The organism is Streptomyces tateyamensis (assembly GCF_003205575.1).
Classification (GTDB): Bacteria; Actinomycetota; Actinomycetes; order Streptomycetales; family Streptomycetaceae; genus Kitasatospora; species Kitasatospora tateyamensis.
Genome location: NZ_PYBW01000027.1, coordinates 12333 through 30135, shown reverse-complemented (window position 1 = coordinate 30135; position 17803 = coordinate 12333). Strand labels below are relative to the sequence as shown.

Here is a 17803-nt window from a genome sequence, read left to right as displayed (position 1 = left end):
GTCAGTTGTCAGTTCTTCCAACGCGGCTTGCGGTCGCCGCCGTTGAAGCCGCCGCCGCCGTTGAAGCTGCCACCGCGGTTGTCGCGGTCACCGCCGAAGGAGCGGCCGCCGCGGTCCCCGCCGAAGGAGGAGCCACCCTGCGGGCGGCCACCCGAGCGGTGGTCGTCGCGACGGGCGAACGGCCGGCTGCTGCTGCCGGCGCCGCCGCGGTTGTCGCGGTCACCGCCGAAGGAGGAGGAGCGCTCGCCGTAGGAGCGGTCGCCACCGAAGGAGCGCTCGCCGTACGGGCGGGCCGGGCGGTCCCCGAAGGAGCGGCGGTCGTCACGGTCGCGGCCGAAGCTGCGGTTGTCACGGTCGCGGTCGCCGAAGGAACGGGCGGCCGGACGGTCACCGAACGAACGGCGCTCGCCACCACCACGGTTGTCCCGGTCACGGTCACGGTCGCCGAACGAGCGGCGCTCGTCGCGCTCCCGGCCGCCGAAGCCGCGGTTGTCACGGTCCCGGTCGCGGTCGCCGAAGGAACGGGCGGCCGGACGGTCACCGAACGAACGGCGCTCGCCACCACCACGGTTGTCCCGGTCACGGTCGCGGTCGCGGTCCCGGTCGCCGAAGGAACGGGCCGGACGGTCACCGAAGGAACGGCGCTCGCCGCGCTCCTCGCGGGCCGGACGCTCGTTGCGCAGCTCGCGGTAGGCCGGCACCCGCTCCTCGCGGTCCTCGGACACCTCGACCGGGGCCTCGACCTCGGCGGCCGCCTCGGGGGCCTCCTCCTCGATGCCCAGCTCGGCCCGCTCGCGGGCGGCCCGGGCGGACAGCCGGTCGGCCTCCTCGCGCAGCTCGGTGGCCCGGCGCTGGGCCCGCTCCAGCTGCTTGGCCAGCTCGGCCACCTCGCGCTCGGCCGCACCGGCGATGCCCGAGGCGCTCTCCGCCTGGACCTCGACCAGCGAACGGGCACCGGTGATCTTGGCGACCTCGGCGTCGAACGCGTGGTCCAGGATGTGGCGCGAGGCGTCCACGCCCGCGTCCTCCATCAGGCGGAAGACGCCACGGCGCTGGTGCGGCAGCACCAGGGTGACGACCGCGCCGGAGCGCCCGGCCCGGGCGGTACGGCCCGAGCGGTGCAGGTAGTCCTTGTGGTCGCCGGCCGGGTCCACGTTGAGCACCAGGTCGATGCCGTCCACGTGGATGCCGCGGGCCGCCACGTCGGTGGCGACGACCACGTTGACGTAGCCGTCCTTGAAGTCGCCCAGCACCCGGGTACGGGCGCCCTGGGTCATGCCGCCGTGCAGCGCGTCGGCCTTCACACCGGCCTCGATCAGCTGCTCGGCGACCCGGTCGGCGCCCATCTGGGTGCGGACGAAGATGATCGTGCGGCCCTTGCGGGCGGCGATCGCGTTGGTGATCGGCGCCTTGTCCTTGGGCTTCACCACGAGGATGTGGTGGGTCATGGTGGTGACGGCGCCGGCCGACGGGTCGACCTCGTGGGTGACCGGGTCCTTCAGGTAGCGCTTGACCAGGCTGTCGATCTCGTTCTCCAGGGTGGCGGAGAAGAGCAGCCGCTGGCCGCCCACCGGCACCTGGTCGAGGATCTCGGTGACCTCGGGAAGGAAGCCCATGTCGGCCATCTGGTCGGCCTCGTCGAGCACCACGGTCTGCACGTCGGCGAGCTTGGCGCTGCCACGGTTCAGCAGGTCGCGCAGGCGGCCGGGGGTGGCGACCAGGACGTCGACGCCGCGCTCCAGCGCGTAGATCTGGTTGGACATCGAGGTGCCGCCGCAGACGACCTTGAGCTTGAGGCCGAGCACCGAGCCGAACGGCTCCAGTGCGTCGGCCACCTGCATGGCCAGCTCGCGGGTCGGGACCAGGATCAGGCCGCGCGGGTGCTTGGGCTTGGTGCGCTCACCGTCGGCGAGGCGGGTCAGCAGCGGCAGGCCGAAGCTGAGGGTCTTGCCGGAGCCGGTGCGGCCACGGCCGAGGACGTCCTTGCCGGCCAGCGCGTCCGGGATGGTCGCGGCCTGGATCGGGAACGGGGTGGTCACGCCGCGCTTGGCGAGGGCGCGGACCACGTCGTCGTGCAGGCCCAGGTCACCGAAGGTGATGGTGGGCTCGGCGACCTCGGCCGAGTCGGCAGCGAGGTCGGCAGCGAGGTCGGTGTCGAGGTCGGTGTCGACGGAGTCGTCGACCAGGTCGGCCTGAGCGGCGTCGACCGTCTCGTCCTGGGTGTCAGCGGGCATGACGAAGCGGTCGTCAACGAGAGACATGCAAAACCTTCCGGAAGTGGCACGCGCCAAAGTCCGGGGGTCTGAGTTTCAACCGCCTCTGTGCGGTCAGCCACGGATCGCCGGAACGCGCCAAGGGCGCCGATCGGAACAGGGCGCCAGTCAAATGGATCAAACGAACGATCTACCACCATAGCCGAGCCATCACATGAGAGGCAAACGTGCTGGCTGACCGCTCCTTTCCGAGGTGGGAAGCGCTAGTGCGCGGCGGATCCGGGGGCTCCGGACACCGATCCGGCGCTGCTTGCCGAGGGCTGGGGGGTGGCCGAGGCGACCGGGGTCGGGGTCGGATGCCCCCCGGAGCTGGGTGCCGCCGAGACGCTGGGCTCCGGGGTGGGGGCGCCCGAGGGGCCGGCCGAGCCGTTGCCGCCGCTGCCCCCGGACGGAGCGCCGCCGCTCGCCCCGTGCCCGCCGGGCCCGGCGGGCGAGGACTGCTCGGCCGGCCGGCCGGGCACCGGCACCACGCCACCGGGCAGCGCGGGGGCCGGCGACACCCCGGGGCTCGGGTCGCTCACCGGCGCTACCTGCCCAGCCTGCGCCCCCGCACCCGCTCCTGACGCCCCCTCGGACCGCCCCGCGCCGACCCGCTCGCTGCTGCGTGCGTGCCCGCCGCCGGCCGACCCGCCCGAGGCCCGCCCGCTCGGGCTGGCCACCCCGGAGGCGTGGCCCGCCGGCTGCTGATTGGCGTCCGCCCCCACCTCCACGCACCCGGCCGCGCTCAGCCCGGCCAGCGCCAGCACCGCGGTGCGCACCGCCATCGAGCGGAACACCGCCCCCCGCGCCGCCCGGGCCCGCCGCGCCTCGCGCACCCGCGCCGCCACCGACCCGCGCCGGCCCGGACGCCGCCGGGCGGCCACCCCGGACGCCACCCGACCGACCGCACGCCCGCTCGCACCCGCCGGAACCATCGCCGCCGCCTCCGTCTTCGCCCCGCCCCGGCCGCACCGACCGGCGGCCCTTCCGCTGCCCAACGCGCCACCGCCACCGGGGACACGGCCGGGCGGTGAATACCTGGCGCCTACCTGGCGCCGCCTCACCCGACGTGGCGACAATGGGCTCGTGCAGATGAGCCGGGACGCCTTCGAGTCACTGGTCAGCGACGCGCTCGACCAGATCCCTCCGCAATTGGCCGCGATGATGGACAACGTGGCGGTCTTCGTCGAGGACGAACCCGATCCCGCCACCCCCGACCTGCTCGGCCTCTACGAGGGCACCCCGCTCACCGAGCGCGGCGAGTGGTACGCCGGGGTGCTGCCGGACCGGATCATCGTCTACCGCGGCCCGACCCTGCGGCTGTGCCCGACCGAGGAGCTGGTGGTGGCCGAGGTGCGCACCACGGTGATCCACGAGGTGGCCCACCACTTCGGTTTCGACGACGACGAACTGCACGAACTCGGCTGGTCCTGAGCCCACCAGGGACGATCCGCAGGACACTCCCTAACCGTTTTGGTGATCCTGTCCGCATCCCATATGCTTCTCAACGTCCCCGACCGCTGGAACACAGCACGGCGGGCAAAAAGCCCTCATCGTCTAGTGGCCCAGGACGCTGCCCTTTCAAGGCGGTAGCACGGGTTCGAATCCCGTTGGGGGCACGTAGTACAGTCGGAGCCGCAAGATTCCGGTTGCAGCAAGGTCCTGTGGAGCAGTTGGTTAGCTCGCCACCCTGTCAAGGTGGAGGTCGCGGGTTCAAGTCCCGTCAGGATCGCTCATCCCGCAAGGGATGCGGCCAGGTAGCTCAGTTGGTACGAGCGTCCGCCTGAAAAGCGGAAGGTCGCCGGTTCGACCCCGGCCCTGGCCACATCGCCTGACCAGGCACGATGCCCTCGAAGCAGCTCGCTTCGGGGGCATTTTTGCGTCGTTTGACGCCAACGGCACAGCGGACGGTCACCGTCCTCCTATCGCACCGGAAGTACGTGAAGTACTTGACGTACTTCATGCCAGGCGCGACTCTGGTTCTCGGACGAGGAGGCTTTCCATGGCAGCGGTCCACTACGAGAGCTACACCGAAGCCCGAGCGCACCTGAAGGACCTACTGGACGCAGCCGGGCAGGGCCGGGTCGCGACCGTTCGCCGGGACACCGGATATGCGGCCGTGGTCGATGCGGGGCGGCTACGCCACGCCCTGACGCTGCTGTGCCCATCCAAGGCCGAGGTGGTCGCCGAGGGCGGTGGCTGGTCGGTGTTCTTCCCCGGCCTCCCGGTCGCCGCGGATGGCGGCACGTTCGATGAGGCCATCGACGAGATGGTCGACGCGCTGCGCGAGTACGCGGAGGACTGGCAGGACCGGCTTCTGAACGCGCCCAACCATCGCGACAACTGGGGCCTGGTCCAGCTGATCGGTCTCAGCGACGACGCGCAGCTCCGCGACTGGCTGCTCGGAGTCGCGAAGTGACCTGGCCTCAGCCGACACGCGAACGACACGAGCAGTTCTGCAAGGTCGAAGGCTGGGATCGGGTACGTGACGCGCGCGGTCGCACCGGTACCCACCACATCACCTATGAGTTCGGGCTCCCCGATGGGCGGATCCTGCGTACTCGGGTGTCGCATCCGGTCGACCGCACCGTGTACGGCGCGAGCATGTGGGCGCACATCCTCCGCGACCAGTTGGACGTGACGGAGGATGCCTTCTGGCCGTGCGTCCTGGACGGCACGCTTCCCGATCGAGGCGCGCCCGAGCCACCACGCGAGGCACTCCCCGCGGATCTGGTCCACATGCTGATCAACCGCGTCGGACTCACCGAGGACCAGGTCGCCGAGTTGGACAAGGCCCAGGCGATCGCGCGGCTACAGCAGTTCTGGACCGAGGGCCACTGACACGCTGCCTTCGTTGCGGATTCAACGCGTCCAGCTCCTACCCCGCGTCTGGGAGCTCCGGGGTGACTTCACCGCCACCATGCGGTGCACACCCCCCCTGCCCGAACGCTTGGGGCGATCCCCTGGTCACCGGCCCGCCAGCAACGCGCCCGCCAGCGACTGGGCAGTGCTCGGTCCCTTGCCGTGGCGCGGTCGTGCTCCGGACAGTGACGGCATGCGGTTGGGGCCGTGTTCCCGGCGGGCCTTCTCGATGACCGTCGTCCCGGTCTCCGCCTCCAGCACGGGGGCGTAGCCGGCAGATCGAAGCGCGGCGAGGGTCGCTTCGGGCTCGGCCGTACTGATCAGCACCGTCGGCGCGATCCGTCGCAACCCGAGCTTGGCCAGCGCACGGGCTGCGGCGAGCTCCGACACCAGTGCCTCGTCGTCGGAGCGGATGCAGCACGCGGAGCGCACCACTCGCATCCGGCCGTGGGTCCGCGCGGTGTCCTTGATCAGGTACTCCAGGGGCTGCGGAAGCGGCCGCCCGCCCTCGGAGACGTCGGCCAACCGGGCCAGCAGCTCGGCGGCGTCCCATCCGGAGTCCAGCGCCCGGCGCACCGTCGCAGGGGTGATCCGCCACACCACGGCATGCCCCTCCGACTCCCGGTCCGCACAGGCGGCCAGCAGGTCGGTCAGCTCCGGTGCGCCAGATCCGGCGACCACGGCCGTCAGGTCCGCCTGGAACCGGGCGGTGGTCTGCGGTGAGGGCAGCAGCACGTCCAGGGCCGCGGACAGCTGCCGAACCGCGTCGGCCAGCGCAGGATGGTCGCGCAGCGCCGGCCCGGCCCCCGGAACGGCGGGGAAGTAGCGGTGTGCGCCCGCCCTCAGGAACCCGAGCACGGCATGCCCGAGCGGAGTCAGCGCTCCGTGCGCGACGACCCCGAGCAGCTCTGCCTCCGCCAGGGTCGCCTCGACCCGCTCTTCCTCCCACGAACCTCGGGCGAGGGCGGTCGGACGGAACCAGGCCGCCGTGGCGACGAGACCGGCGAGAGCGGTCGCCCGCGCACGAGCGGACTTGCCGGTGGCGACTCCATGACCGGCCGGCAGGGTGGCCAGAGCCTCCAGCACGGCATGGCGCAGATCGACGGCCTCGCCGTCCTCCGGCGCGATCAGCGCGACCGGGGTGTCGTTATCGTCCGGCCAATGGCTGAACACCTCGGGCACCACCGCCCAGGTGGCGACGAGCGGCAGCAGCCGCTGAGCGGGCGCAGCCGCCAGCCACTCGTCGTACCGCTCGGTGGGCAGCATCCGGGCAGGCGGCTGGGGTTCCGGGCGACGCGTGCGGCCCCGCGCTCTCGCCGGGGCCCCAGGTTCCTCAGCGCAAGGGGTGATCAGGTCCGCGTTGTTCGCCAGGTCGAGCCACAACCGGACCTGCTCCTCCGGCAATCCGACCGCCTTCGCCAGCCGGCGGGTGTCCCGGACCGCGATCCCACCTGCCTTACGCACGGCCAGCGGCTGCACGGCCATCTGGCGGAGCATCAGCTCGACCCGGGAGGCAGCCTCGGCCAACGCCGCCTGCGCCTGGCTCTCGACTGCACCACCGGGGATCTCCACCGTCCCCTCGACCCGGGGAGGGGCAGACTGGTAGCTCGGCGCGCGGTCGTGGTCGCGCAACGCGTCGGCCACCTCGCGCGGCAGTTCCGCCAGGTCCTCATCCACCGGAAGGACCATGCCGCGGGCGGCCAGCCAGTCCGTGCCGGGATCTCCCGAGCCGCCTTCCCGGAAGGTGAACTTGCCTCCGGCAGCCGGGTAGAAGCCGCCGTACCGGGAGACGAAGCAGTGCGTGCGCAGCAGTGGCGGGCCCGGAACCAGTTTGTCCAGCAGGTCCAACGCCGCGGGCGGCGCCTCGGCGACCATGGCGCGTACGCGCTTCGCGTCCCTGAGCACGTCCACGATCTGCCGCTGCGCCTCGTCTCGCGTCCGCGCCTTCGCGAGCCCCAGCCCCTGCGCGATGCGGTGGATCTCCGGGGCGTTGAAGGCCTCGGTGAGCAGTTGCTCGGCGGGCCGGCCGTAACCGCCGCCTTCGCCCGCCTGGCGGTGGACCAGGATCGGAACGGTGACCCTGCCTCCGGCCGAGGGGAGCACCAGGGCCCGCTCTGTCAGACGCGACAGCGCGGCCTCCGCCGCGGACCGCCCCGCGCCGTCGAGTTGCAGGAATCGGAAGAGCTGATCCCGGGTCACGGACCGGTCAGCAGGGTCGACCGCGGGCGCGTCGAGCCGCGGTGAACGACCGCCGTAGCTCGTGAGCAGGTGATGAGCCGACGGGACGGCCGGAAGCGGACCGTGCAGCCGTTCGGCCAAGGTCGCCACAGCGATCAGCAGTTGAAGGTCCCCGAGGCTGACCTCGGTCAATCCGAGGGCCGTCGAGGCGTCCGTCAGCAGATGGCCGGCCAGGTCGGTCAGGTTCACCACCCTGGCTGCGTGCGGGAGTTCGCGCTGTTCCAGCAGTTCGGTCAACTGCGAGGGAGTACGCTCGGCCAGCCAGATCGCGAGGCTTCGTGCGGCTTTCACGCACCAAGCGTAGCGAGTGGCCGACGAGGACGGGCCACGAGGCTTGAACTCGGCCCGACCGCCTTCACCGGCCGGTCTCCGCGGCTACCCGAAGACCTCGATGCTGCACCTGGCCGCGCCGCTGCGCTGGATTCTGGCGTCGCTGGTGATGAGTGGCACACCGAGGGTCTCGGCCAGCGCCACGTACTGCGCGTCGTAGGCGCTGATGTTGTGGTGGAGTTCTCGAACGCGCTGCCACAGGATCAGCGTCTCGTGTCGCGTGATGGCGAGGGCCTGGTAGTCGGCAACGGCCTTCACCGCTTCCTTCTCCGCAAGCTTGCCGCCGCGCACCATGCCGAACAGGGCCGAGACGAGCTCGTAGTCGAGCAGGCTAGGGGCAGCGAGCGCATCCAGCCCGCGGAGTCGGTCGCGGACGGCCCAGCCGGCGGGACCGTGGTCGGTGAGCACCCGAACCAACGCAGAGCAGTCGATGACGACGCTCAGGTTCACCGGCGCTCCCGCCCCTCGTCGATCGCAGAAAGGACGTCCGACGTACTGACCTCAGCACGGGTCTCCCGGTCGAGGCGGGCCATCATCTCGGCCAGGGTCGGCGTGGCCGCCTCACGGGTGACAAGGTCGAGCAGGTACGCCTGAAGGCTCTTTCCGCCTTGGGCCGCCTTGACCTTTAGAGTTTCGAGAATCGAGTCCGGGACCTCACGAATGGTGATCGCAGTCATGCATGCATTCTAACTGCAACGCTTGCAAAGTGCCATCACGTGCGCGCTGCGCAGGATTGCCGGTTGACGCCAGCGCTGACGCCAACCGACCCGGACGATGGCATCCGATGGCGGCCTTCCATGGAAGGTAGAGTCACCCAAACAGGGGCATCCCGCCGCCCCGGCTTGGCCTGAAAAGCGGAAGGTCGCCGGTTCGAACCCGGCCCTGGCCACATAGCCTGACCAGGAACGATGCCCTCGAAGCAGCTCGCTTCGGCGGCATTTTCGTGCCGGTTGACGCCAACGGCACGGCGGACGGTCAGGCCCTCCGCGTCTTTGCCGCAACTCCACCGCCCCCACCGTCACGCCGCATCGGCGTGACGGTGGGGCACGAAGCGCATCGTCGTCCTTCCGTCCAGGGGGGCCAGTCGGATGTCGAGGTCCGCCTCCAACGCCTCGGCGAGCCGCGCCAGCAGGGGAAGGGTCGGGGTCGTGTCCCCCAGTTCCACGCGGGAGATGCCAGGCTGAGTCATGCCGGCCCGCCGGGCGAGTTCGGTCTGGGAGATCCCCAGTTGCCTTCGCCTGTCCCGCAGAGCGGCCGACAACTGCTGCCCGTAGTCCACAGCTTCCCCCCGGCTATGCGGCGCGAGCGGCGAAGCTGACTGCCGTGCCCGAGGTCGCCAGATGGACGTCCACGGACACCTCCAGAGCCGCGGCAATCCGGAGAAGCAGGTCGGACGTGACCGGGAGGACTCCACCAACCTCGATGCGTTCCACCTCGTCAGCTGTGCTACCGAGGCGAACCGCCAGCTCGTCCTCGCTCAGACCCAGCTGGGTACGCCGGTCGTAGACCAGCTGACCGAGCGCCATGGCCAGACGAATCTGCTCTCGCTCGGCGATGATCGCGGGGGGCTCGAACTCCCCGTGGATCGCGCGCTTGTCCCGAGCCAGCTGCCAGCGTGCGTGGTTCACCGTTCCTCCTCCGCCGTGTTGCGACTGTAGATCTCATGAGCTACCGGATGCCCGGTCTCGCACACCAGCTTGGCAGCCTTGGCTCGCTTGACCTCCGCTTCCTCACGCATTCGGGTCTTGCGAAAGACAGTGAGCAGAACGATGCGGCGTCCAGGCGCCAGCCAGTAGCTGATCCGCACCGCGTTCCCGCTCAGACCGAGGCGCAGTTCCCGCACCCCATCACCCAGGTTCCGCGAGTGCGGCTCGTCGAGCGTGGTTGGGTACTCGGCAAGGAGATCAGCCTTCTCCTCGACCTGCCGATAATGCTGCGGGGTGAGAATGGCAAGCCAGAGACGCACCTCCGGTTCCAGCTCAATGGAGTAGCGCTCGCCCATACCATCCACTGTATATCACGCAGATGGTATGGGCCGTCGGTTCGTTTCAAGCGCCCGCGCATGCAGGTGGCGTCAGCCTCGCAGGGCCCGGTCGTCGAGCCGGCGCAGCAGGCCTGGCAGGTGCCGGTATTGCTTGCGGAGCGTGGCCAGCCGCTGCCGGAACTCCGGGCCGCGCCCGACGTGGTCACACGCATCACGGAGCTGGACCAGGAGGGCCACGGCGGTGTCGTAACGGGCTGCTTGCTTGCGGGCGACGTGGTTCTCGACCTCGCGCCAGATCGTTTGCTCGTCAGCGGCCAGGGTGGTCAGCTTCTTTGCCCGTGCCTCGACTCGAACCCGCTCGGCACCCTGCCGGCGCTCGGTGGCCAGCGTGTGCGCGGCATCCAGCAGTTCTGCAGCCGAGCGCTGCCCCGGCACCGTCGCGACGGGCGGTTCGCCGTGCAGGCGGCGCAGAAGCTCGGCTTCCAGCTGAGGCTCATCGCCCAGCGCCAGGCGCAGCAGGAGGTCGTTCTTCACCTTCTCGGGAAGCGCGGCGATCAGTGGCGCCAACTCCTTCCTCCCAGGCCGCTTGCGAGGTGCGGGGGCCGGCGGGCTGGCCTGGGCGGCGATCGCGAGCAGGTCGTCGTCGACACGCAGGAAGTCCGCGAGCGCCCGCTGCGGTGCGGTGAGCCGGTCGAGGCCGGCCGGGACCGGGGGCTCGACCTCGTCCTGGTAAGCCTCCTCATCGTCGTCCTGCAGCTCCCAGGCGCCGATGGCGGACAGCCATGCGAGGTACAGGGCGCGGTGGTCCCCGGAGGCCAGCTCGGCCCGCACCCCGGCGATGGCGCCAAGCGAGTCCTCGGCGTCCTCGTCCCAGTCCCCGCCCTCGTCCTCGCTGCGCAGGTCCAGGACGAGGTGGGTCGTGGTCGTCCATGCCTCGACGGACCCGTCGAAGCAGTACGGCTCCACGGTCTTCGGCCCGAGCTGTCCCTTGGGCAGGCGGAGGATCACCTGGTGGGTTCCCCAGTTGGTCAGGTAGAGGTGAGCGTCGTAGTACCGCTCCACCATCCGCCTGGGGTCGCCCCGGAAGTTGCCCCACTGGTACTCGTTGGTGAAGCTGGTCGCGGTGATCCGGGCCCGGGTCGACAGCGCCCGCAGCTCGACCTGCTCCTCGCGGGTCAGCGGCCGGTCGATCGCCAGGAACTCGTAGTACTGGTACTCGCTCATCGCCGCGACCCTAGCGGGTCTGCTGATCCTCGATGATGGAACCCGTCAAACCCGAGCCAGACAGGAACCGATGATGGAACCCGAGCGGCCACGCACCGTCGAGCAGATCCGAGGTCTCGTCAGCTGGATCGGCGCGGGGCGCAAGCTCACCCAGACGGGCAAGGTCACCCTCGCGGACGCGCGGGCCCTGGTCACGCTCCTGGAGACCGGCGACACCATCGACCCGGCCGTCGGTGACAGGATCTTCAAGACCAAGTCCAGCCAGGAGCTGTACCACCTGAACCTGCTGGTGGAATGGGCCAGGGCTGCCCGGCTGCTTCGGGTCGTCGGTGGCCGTCTGGTGCCGGTCAAGAAGAACGCGCGCGTCCTGGAGGACCCCGAACGCCTCCTCGACGCACTGTTCGAGGCCATGCCGCGCATCGGCGAGGCGGCGCTCCCTTCCGGGTGGCTCGGCTCGATCTTCGCCGAGGAGTACCCGGCCGGGCTTCGGGCGCTGCTGACCGGTCTGTATGTCGCCGACGAGCTGGTTCCCGAGCAGGAGCTTCAGGTTGCGGTGTGGGACAAGGTCTCCGGGCTCTACGTCCTCGACGATCTTCCCGAGGACCGCCTCCGGTTGCTGCGTCAGAGCAACGACCGCGACGTGGACCGCGTGCTCGCGATGCTCGTCGGCCTTGGCTCGGTCCAGCGTGTCGGCGACGGCGTCGCGCTCACCTCGCGGGGACGGCAAGCCATGGCCCGGCTGCGTGGGGAGCCGCGCTCCGGCGATCCCGTTTACCAGCTCCGCATCGAACTCGCCGATGTGGAACAGCCCGCCGTCTGGCGCCGCGTTCAGGTCCCGGCCGGCTTCCGCCTCGACCGACTGCACCTGGTCATCCAGGCCGCCATGGGATGGCAGAACTGCCACTTGCACGCGTTCGAGGTGAAAGGCGTCAACTACGGCCCTCCCTCCTCCGAACTCGACTACGTCGACGAGACCGCCGCTGCCCTGGACGCCCTGGTCAAGGAGGGAGAGTTCCTCGACTACACCTACGACTTCGGTGACTCGTGGGAGCACCGTATTCTCGTCGAGCGCCAAGTGACCGCCGAGGCGGGCCACCACTACCCGCTGTGCGTCGACGGGGCAGGAGCCTGCCCGCCCGAGGACTGCGGCGGCGCGCCCGGATACGACGACCTCAAGCATGCCCTCAGCGGCCCCTCCCATCCCGAGCGCGAGGATCTGCTGCGCTGGCTCAGCCTCGAAACAGCGGCCGGCTTCGACCCGACCCACTTCGAGCTGCACTGGACGAATCGTCGGCTTCGCGCTCTCGACTGGTGAGTCCAATCGACTTGTCCGTGCCGGTTGACGCCAACGCTGACGCCAACCGGCCCGGACCCCAGCGTCCGAGGACAGCCGTCCACAGACGGCAGAATCACCCAAACCAGGGCACTTCGATGTTCCGGCTTGGCCTGAAAAGCGGAAGGTCGCCGGTTCGACCCCGGCCCTGGCCACCGTAGTGAAGGGCCCCGGAGCAGCTGCTCCGGGGCCCTTCGTCTTCTCCGACGGCACGTCGTGCGCCGCTGCCCCCGCGCGGCCCGCCGGGCGGGCGGGCCCGGGTGTGACACTTGGTGCCGAGGCCGCCAGGCCGCCGCCGAGAAACCGAGGTGCGCCCCACCGCTCCTCCTTGCGATCCTTGAGGGATGCCCGCGATGAGTTCACCCGCTGTCCAGCCTGCCGACGCGCCGTCCATCGGTGAGCTGGCGGCCCGGCTGCCGGAGCTGATGCTGCGCGACCAGCAGCGGATCGGCCGCCGGCTGGACGGGGCCCGCCGGGCGCGCAAGCCGCAGGCCCAGGCCGCGATCACGGCCGAGCTGGCCGCCGAGATCGCCAAGGCCGAGCAGCGGATCGAGCAGCGCCGCGCCGCGGTGCCGCGGATCGGCTATCCGGCCGAGCTGCCGGTCAGTCAGAAGAAGGACGAGATCCTGGCCGCGATCCGGGACCACCAGGTGGTGATCGTCGCGGGCGAGACCGGTTCCGGCAAGACCACCCAGATCCCGAAGATCTGCCTGGAACTGGGCCGCGGCCTCAAGGGCCTGGTCGGGCACACCCAGCCGCGCCGGATCGCGGCCCGCACGGTGGCCGAGCGGGTGGCCGAGGAGCTGGACAGCCCGCTGGGCGAGGCGGTGGGCTGGAAGGTCCGGTTCACCGACCAGGTCGGCCCGCAGACCCTGGTCAAGCTGATGACCGACGGCATCCTGCTGGCCGAGATCCAGACCGACCGCGAGCTGCGCCAGTACGACACCCTGATCATCGACGAGGCGCACGAGCGCAGCCTCAACATCGACTTCATCCTCGGCTACCTCAAGCAGCTGCTGCCGCGCCGACCCGACCTCAAGGTAGTCATCACCTCCGCGACCATCGACCCCGAGCGGTTCTCCCGGCACTTCGGCGAGGCCCCGATCGTCGAGGTCTCCGGCCGCACCTACCCGGTCGAGGTCCGCTACCGCCCGCTGCTCGACGAGGCCGACGAGGAGACCGACGACGCGATCGACCGGGACCGGGACCAGATCCAGGCGATCTGCGAGGCCGCCCAGGAGCTGCAGGCCGAGGGGCCGGGCGACATCCTGGTCTTCCTCTCCGGCGAGCGGGAGATCCGCGACACCGCGGACGCGCTGAACAAGCTGAACCTCAGGTCCACCGAGGTGCTGCCGCTGTACGCCCGGCTCTCCTCGGCCGAGCAGCACCGGGTCTTCCAGCGCTCGAACTCGCGCCGGATCGTGCTGGCCACCAACGTGGCCGAGACTTCGCTGACCGTTCCCGGCATCAAGTACGTGATCGACCCGGGCACCGCCCGGATCTCCCGCTACAGCCACCGGACCAAGGTGCAGCGGCTGCCGATCGAGGCGATCAGCCAGGCCAGCGCCAACCAGCGCAAGGGCCGCTGCGGCCGCACCAGCGACGGCATCTGCATCCGGCTGTACTCGGAGGAGGACTTCCTCGCCCGGCCCGAGTTCACCGACGCGGAGATCCTGCGCACCAACCTGGCCTCGGTGATCCTGCAGATGACCGCGGCCGGCCTCGGCGACATCGCCGCCTTCCCGTTCCTGGACCCGCCGGACTCGCGCAACATCAAGGACGGCGTCAGCCTGCTCCACGAGCTCGGCGCGCTGGACCCGCAGGAGAAGGACCCGCGCAAGCGGCTGACCGGGCTGGGCCGCAAGCTGGCCCAGCTCCCGGTCGACCCGCGGCTGGCCCGGATGGTGCTGGAGGCCGACCGCAACGGCTGCGTGCGCGACGTGATGGTGATCGCCGCCGCGCTCTCCATCCAGGACCCGCGCGAGCGCCCGGCCGAGAAGCGCCAGGCGGCCGACGAGCGGCACCGGCGGTTCAACTCCGAGACCTCCGACTTCCTCTCCTACCTGGCGATGTGGCGCTACGTCAGGGAGCAGCAGAAGGAACTCTCCTCCTCGGCCTTCCGCCGGATGTGCAAGAGCGAGTTCCTGAACTACCTGCGGATACGCGAGTGGCAGGACATCTACACCCAGCTGCGCACGGTCGCCCGGCAGCTGGGCGTGACGATCGAGGAGCCGAACCCCGACGCGGAGCCGGACGCGGACCGGATCCACCAGTCGCTGCTGGCCGGCCTGCTCTCCCACATCGGCCTGTACGACGTGGAGAAGCGCGAGTACGGCGGCGCCCGCGGCGCCCGGTTCGCGGTCTTCCCGGGGTCCGGCCTGTTCAAGAAGCCGCCGCGGTTCGTGATGTCGGCCGAGCTGGTGGAGACCTCCCGGCTGTGGGCCCGGATCAACGCCAAGATCGAGCCCGAGTGGGTGGAGCCGCTGGCCGGCCACCTGATCAAGCGCAACTACAGCGAGCCGCACTGGGAGAAGAAGGCCGGCGCGGTGATGGCCTTCGAGCGGGTCACCCTCTACGGCGTCCCGATCGTGGCCCAGCGCCGGGTCAACTACGGGCGGATCGACCCCGCGCTCTGCCGCGAGCTGTTCATCCGCAACGCCCTGGTCGAGGGCGACTGGGAGACCCACCACCACTTCTTCGCGGCCAACCGGAAGCTGCTGGAGGAGGTCGAGGAGCTGGAGAACCGGGCCCGCCGGCGCGACATCCTGGTGGACGACCAGACCCTGTTCGACTTCTACGACTCCCGGCTGCCGGAGGAGATCGTCTCCACCCGGCACTTCGACTCCTGGTGGAAGAAGGTCCGGCACGAGCAGCCGGACCTGCTCAACTTCGAGAAGTCGATGCTGATCAACGACGCCGCCGGCGGCATCACCGAGGCCGACTACCCGGACTACTGGCAGCAGGGCAAGCTCCGGTTCCCGCTGACCTACCAGTTCGAGCCGGGCAGCGACGCGGACGGCGTGACCGTGCACATCCCGCTGCCGGTGCTCAACCAGGTCTCCTCGGAAGGCTTCGACTGGCAGATCCCGGGCCTGCGCGGCGACCTGGTCACCGCCTGGATCCGCTCGCTGCCCAAGGCGATCCGGCGCGGGTTCGTGCCAGCCCCGGACTTCGCCAGGGCCGCCCTGCGCGAGATGACCAATCGTCAGGAGCCGCTGCTGCCCACCCTGGAGCGGGTGCTGCACCGGATGGGCGGCCAGCCGATCCCACCGGAGGCCTGGGACGAGGAGCGGATCCCCGAGCACCTCAAGGTGACCTTCCGGGTGGTGGACGGCAAGCGGAAGCTGGCCGAGTCCAAGGACCTGGAGGAGCTGCGGCTCAAGCTCACCCCCAAGCTCAAGGAGACCCTCTCCTCGGCGGCCAGCGGCCGCGGCATCGAGCGCTCGGGGCTGACCGCCTGGCCGGCCGACCTGCCGCTGCTCCAGCGCACCTTCGAACAGCGCTCCAAGGGCCACTCGCTGCGCGCCTACCCGGCGCTGACCGACGAGGGCGATTCGGTCTCGATCAAGCTCTACGACACCCCGCAGGCGCAGGACCAGGCGATGTGGCAGGGCACCCGGCGGCTGCTGCTGCTCACCACCACCTCGCCGGCCAAGGCGATCCAGGCCCGGCTCGGCAACCAGGCCAAGCTCGCCCTGTCCTACAACCCGCACGGCTCGGTGCCGGCCCTGTTCGAGGACATCACCGCCTGCGCCGCGGACCGGCTGATGGCGCTGAACGGCGCCCCGGTCTGGGAGGCCGAGGCCTTCACCGCGCTGCACGACAAGGTCCGGGCCGACCTCTACGACCTGTCGGCCGACACCACCCTGAAGACCGCCAGCACCCTGATCGCCTTTCACCGGGCGACCACCAGGCTCAAGTCGGTCAGCAGCCCGGTGCTGCTGAACGCCGTGAACGACGTCAAGCTGCACCTGGCCTCGCTGGTCCACCCGGGCTTCGTGACCGGCACCGGCTGGCAGCGCCTGGGCGACGTGAAGCGGTACCTGATCGCGGTGGACCGCCGGCTGGAGGCGCTGCCCAACCACCCGCAGCGCGACCAGCAGCACCTGCTGAAGGTCCAGGAGGTGCAGCGGGCCTACGGCGAGCTGCTGGCGGCCGTGCCGGCCGGGCAGCAGCCGAGCCAGGAGGTGCGGCAGATCCGCTGGATGATCGAGGAGCTGCGGGTGAGCTTCTTCGCCCAGTCGCTGGGCACCCCGGCGCCGGTGTCGGAGAAGCGGATCCTGAAGGCGATGGACGCCGCCTGGGCCACCCTCTGAGGCCGTCCCCCCAGGTCGGGCCGCCGGGGCCCGCAGGCCGGTTCGACCTGGGGGCCCGACATGCAGTACGATCTGTCTTGTCGCTGAGAGAAACAGCGGCAAAACACTGAGGTCAGCAGTGAAATCCCTGGCCCTGTGGAGCAGTTGGTTAGCTCGCCACCCTGTCAAGGTGGAGGTCGCGGGTTCAAGTCCCGTCAGGGTCGCCACAAGCGAGAGGCCCGGAACCGTCAGGTTCCGGGCCTCTCGTCATTCCGCCAGGCCCGCCCCGGTCGACGGGTCCGACGGACCGTCAGGGCATTATCCCCGGGTTGGTCCAGACCACAAGAGGGCTGCCTGTGACGGTCGTCACTTATCTTTTCCTGAACTCGGCCAGGTTCGGACCGCCCCGCATACCGACTAATTTAATATGTAAAATTGCACTTGCTCCCGATGGGCTTTCCCGGGACTTCCCGAGCTTTCCGCACTCCTGTCCATCAGATTTCCCCGAGCCCCACCGGGCACATTGACGCGCGGTTCCCCGGCTATTTCCCGGTCAATGAACAGTCATGAAATAGTTGACGCTCATGACATCCAGGCGACTCGGAAAAGGCCCCGGGCATGCCGAAGGGGCCGTTCCCAGGACCCGGCGGAGTCCTGGGAACGGCCCCTTCTGAAGCGTCTGGCCGGCGGCTTGAGCGGGCCGCCGCGACGGGATCAGGCCTCGCTGCGCTGAGCCGGAATCCCGGCCAGCAGGGCGCGCACCTCCGCCTCGCGGTACCGGCGGTGGCCGCCAAGGGTGCGGATGGACGTGAGCTTGCCCGCCTTGGCCCAGCGCGTGACCGTCTTGGGGTCGACACGGAACATGGTGGCAACCTCTGCCGGTGTCAGCAGGGGCTCGGCGTCAGGGGTACGAGCGGTCATGAGCGGCCTCCTCGGAGAACCGAACCAGGGCGGTTCTATCCTTCAAATTCTGCACCTTGGCCCGCGATGCCCGAAATGGCACAGACGGACCGAGTCGGTTATAGGACGAACGGCTTGTCCTGGTGTCTACAACTACACCATCCGTCCAGCCCCATCGACCAAACCGCCAAAATTGACCCCTCACGGGTTCAAGCACGACGGAAGGCGATGGACCACCCCATAGCGGACAGTCACCATATCGTGACAACCGGTTATGGAGAGCCCAGATCCATCGATTCCCCCCAAAGGGAACACCGACCCCGGATCCACCCAAAAGTGGGCAGGTAAGAGGAGACTTGGGCTGCTTGTCCCATTTTTACCCTTA

At 70.1% G+C, this 17803-nt stretch carries 15 protein-coding genes and 4 tRNA genes; 9 read left to right on the top strand and 10 right to left on the bottom strand.

All coding sequences use genetic code 11. From position 1 onward, the window contains the following. Positions 1-8: 8 nt before the first annotated feature. Both C7C46_RS08380 and C7C46_RS34200 read right to left on the bottom strand, forming a co-directional pair. Positions 9-2261: a DEAD/DEAH box helicase gene (locus tag C7C46_RS08380; RefSeq protein ID WP_110667341.1), complete on the bottom strand. Its 2253-nt coding sequence runs from the start codon at positions 2259-2261 to the stop codon at positions 9-11. Positions 2262-2476: 215 nt separating this feature from the next. Next, positions 2477-3148: a hypothetical protein gene (locus tag C7C46_RS34200; RefSeq protein ID WP_146259016.1), complete on the bottom strand. Its 672-nt coding sequence runs from the start codon at positions 3146-3148 to the stop codon at positions 2477-2479. A gap of 196 nt (positions 3149-3344) precedes the next feature. On the opposite strand from C7C46_RS34200, the gene C7C46_RS08370 reads away from it, so the two are divergent. The 6 genes from C7C46_RS08370 to C7C46_RS08345 all read left to right on the top strand — a co-directional run bounded on the left by C7C46_RS08370 (position 3345) and on the right by C7C46_RS08345 (position 5093). Continuing rightward, positions 3345-3686 carry a metallopeptidase family protein gene (locus tag C7C46_RS08370; RefSeq protein WP_110667451.1) on the top strand — a complete coding sequence of 114 codons (342 nt, stop codon included), beginning with the start codon at positions 3345-3347 and terminating at the stop codon, positions 3684-3686. A gap of 112 nt (positions 3687-3798) precedes the next feature. After that, positions 3799-3871: transfer RNA gene (locus C7C46_RS08365), tRNA-Glu, on the top strand. 39 nt (positions 3872-3910) lie between these two features. Beyond that, positions 3911-3984, top strand: a tRNA-Asp gene (locus tag C7C46_RS08360). A gap of 19 nt (positions 3985-4003) precedes the next feature. Further along, positions 4004-4077, top strand: a tRNA-Phe gene (locus C7C46_RS08355). A gap of 177 nt (positions 4078-4254) precedes the next feature. Beyond that, positions 4255-4671, top strand: coding sequence for a prevent-host-death protein (locus tag C7C46_RS08350; protein ID WP_110667337.1), 417 nt, complete (start codon positions 4255-4257; stop codon positions 4669-4671). Next, positions 4668-5093, top strand: a complete 426-nt coding sequence (locus C7C46_RS08345) for a cytotoxic translational repressor of toxin-antitoxin stability system (RefSeq protein WP_110667336.1) — start codon at positions 4668-4670, stop codon at positions 5091-5093. Before C7C46_RS08350 ends, C7C46_RS08345 begins: the two co-directional genes overlap by 4 nt. A gap of 126 nt (positions 5094-5219) precedes the next feature. On the opposite strand, the gene C7C46_RS08340 is transcribed toward C7C46_RS08345, so the two are convergent. From C7C46_RS08340 to C7C46_RS08310, 7 genes are all read right to left on the bottom strand, one after another. Then, the gene (locus C7C46_RS08340; RefSeq protein WP_146259015.1) at positions 5220-7643 is read right to left on the bottom strand and encodes a helicase-associated domain-containing protein; all 2424 of its coding nucleotides are present in this window, start codon (positions 7641-7643) and stop codon (positions 5220-5222) included. Between the two features lie 84 nt (positions 7644-7727). Then, entirely contained in the window at positions 7728-8132 is a 405-nt protein-coding gene (locus C7C46_RS08335) for a type II toxin-antitoxin system VapC family toxin (protein ID WP_110667332.1), read from the bottom strand. After that, positions 8129-8359, bottom strand: coding sequence for a FitA-like ribbon-helix-helix domain-containing protein (locus C7C46_RS08330; RefSeq protein ID WP_110667331.1), 231 nt, complete (start codon positions 8357-8359; stop codon positions 8129-8131). Before C7C46_RS08330 ends, C7C46_RS08335 begins: the two co-directional genes overlap by 4 nt. A gap of 341 nt (positions 8360-8700) precedes the next feature. After that, positions 8701-8961 (bottom strand): helix-turn-helix domain-containing protein, encoded by a 261-nt coding sequence (locus C7C46_RS08325; protein WP_327068229.1) that lies wholly within the window; start codon positions 8959-8961, stop codon positions 8701-8703. Positions 8962-8974: 13 nt separating this feature from the next. After that, complete coding sequence (locus tag C7C46_RS08320; RefSeq protein WP_110667329.1) at positions 8975-9310, bottom strand: helix-turn-helix domain-containing protein; 336 nt, start codon at positions 9308-9310, stop codon at positions 8975-8977. Beyond that, a complete protein-coding gene (locus C7C46_RS08315) occupies positions 9307-9684 on the bottom strand; it encodes a type II toxin-antitoxin system RelE/ParE family toxin (protein ID WP_110667327.1) in 378 nt (125 codons plus the stop codon). Before C7C46_RS08315 ends, C7C46_RS08320 begins: the two co-directional genes overlap by 4 nt. A 72-nt stretch (positions 9685-9756) precedes the next feature. Continuing rightward, on the bottom strand, positions 9757-10890 hold the full coding sequence (locus C7C46_RS08310) for a hypothetical protein (RefSeq protein WP_110667325.1): 1134 nt from the start codon (positions 10888-10890) through the stop codon (positions 9757-9759). A 70-nt stretch (positions 10891-10960) separates the two neighbouring features. On the opposite strand from C7C46_RS08310, the gene C7C46_RS08305 reads away from it, so the two are divergent. The 3 genes from C7C46_RS08305 (at position 10961) to C7C46_RS08295 (ending at position 16745) form a co-directional block, all read left to right on the top strand. After that, a complete protein-coding gene (locus tag C7C46_RS08305; protein WP_110667324.1) occupies positions 10961-12205 on the top strand; it encodes a plasmid pRiA4b ORF-3 family protein in 1245 nt (414 codons plus the stop codon). Positions 12206-12576: 371 nt separating this feature from the next. Continuing rightward, positions 12577-16539 carry an ATP-dependent RNA helicase HrpA gene (gene hrpA / locus C7C46_RS08300; RefSeq protein ID WP_110667322.1) on the top strand — a complete coding sequence of 1321 codons (3963 nt, stop codon included), beginning with the start codon at positions 12577-12579 and terminating at the stop codon, positions 16537-16539. Positions 16540-16668: 129 nt separating this feature from the next. Beyond that, positions 16669-16745: transfer RNA gene (locus C7C46_RS08295), tRNA-Asp, on the top strand. A 487-nt stretch (positions 16746-17232) separates the two neighbouring features. Here C7C46_RS08295 and bldC read toward each other — a convergent pair. Next, complete coding sequence (bldC, locus tag C7C46_RS08290; RefSeq protein WP_110667320.1) at positions 17233-17439, bottom strand: developmental transcriptional regulator BldC; 207 nt, start codon at positions 17437-17439, stop codon at positions 17233-17235. Between the last annotated feature and the right edge of the window lie 364 nt (positions 17440-17803).

Excerpts from the sequence above, each read along its gene's own strand:
- bldC (WP_110667320.1), bottom strand. The coding sequence starts at position 17,439 with ATGACCGCTCGTACCCCTGACGCCGAGCCCCTGCTGACACCGGCAGAG.
- hrpA (WP_110667322.1), top strand. The coding sequence starts at position 12,577 with ATGAGTTCACCCGCTGTCCAGCCTGCCGACGCGCCGTCCATCGGTGAG.
- C7C46_RS08350 (WP_110667337.1), top strand. The coding sequence starts at position 4,255 with ATGGCAGCGGTCCACTACGAGAGCTACACCGAAGCCCGAGCGCACCTG.
- C7C46_RS08330 (WP_110667331.1), bottom strand. The coding sequence starts at position 8,359 with ATGACTGCGATCACCATTCGTGAGGTCCCGGACTCGATTCTCGAAACT.
- C7C46_RS08370 (WP_110667451.1), top strand. The coding sequence starts at position 3,345 with ATGAGCCGGGACGCCTTCGAGTCACTGGTCAGCGACGCGCTCGACCAG.
- C7C46_RS08315 (WP_110667327.1), bottom strand. The coding sequence starts at position 9,684 with ATGGGCGAGCGCTACTCCATTGAGCTGGAACCGGAGGTGCGTCTCTGG.
- C7C46_RS08380 (WP_110667341.1), bottom strand. The coding sequence starts at position 2,261 with ATGTCTCTCGTTGACGACCGCTTCGTCATGCCCGCTGACACCCAGGAC.
- C7C46_RS08310 (WP_110667325.1), bottom strand. The coding sequence starts at position 10,890 with ATGAGCGAGTACCAGTACTACGAGTTCCTGGCGATCGACCGGCCGCTG.
- C7C46_RS08305 (WP_110667324.1), top strand. The coding sequence starts at position 10,961 with ATGATGGAACCCGAGCGGCCACGCACCGTCGAGCAGATCCGAGGTCTC.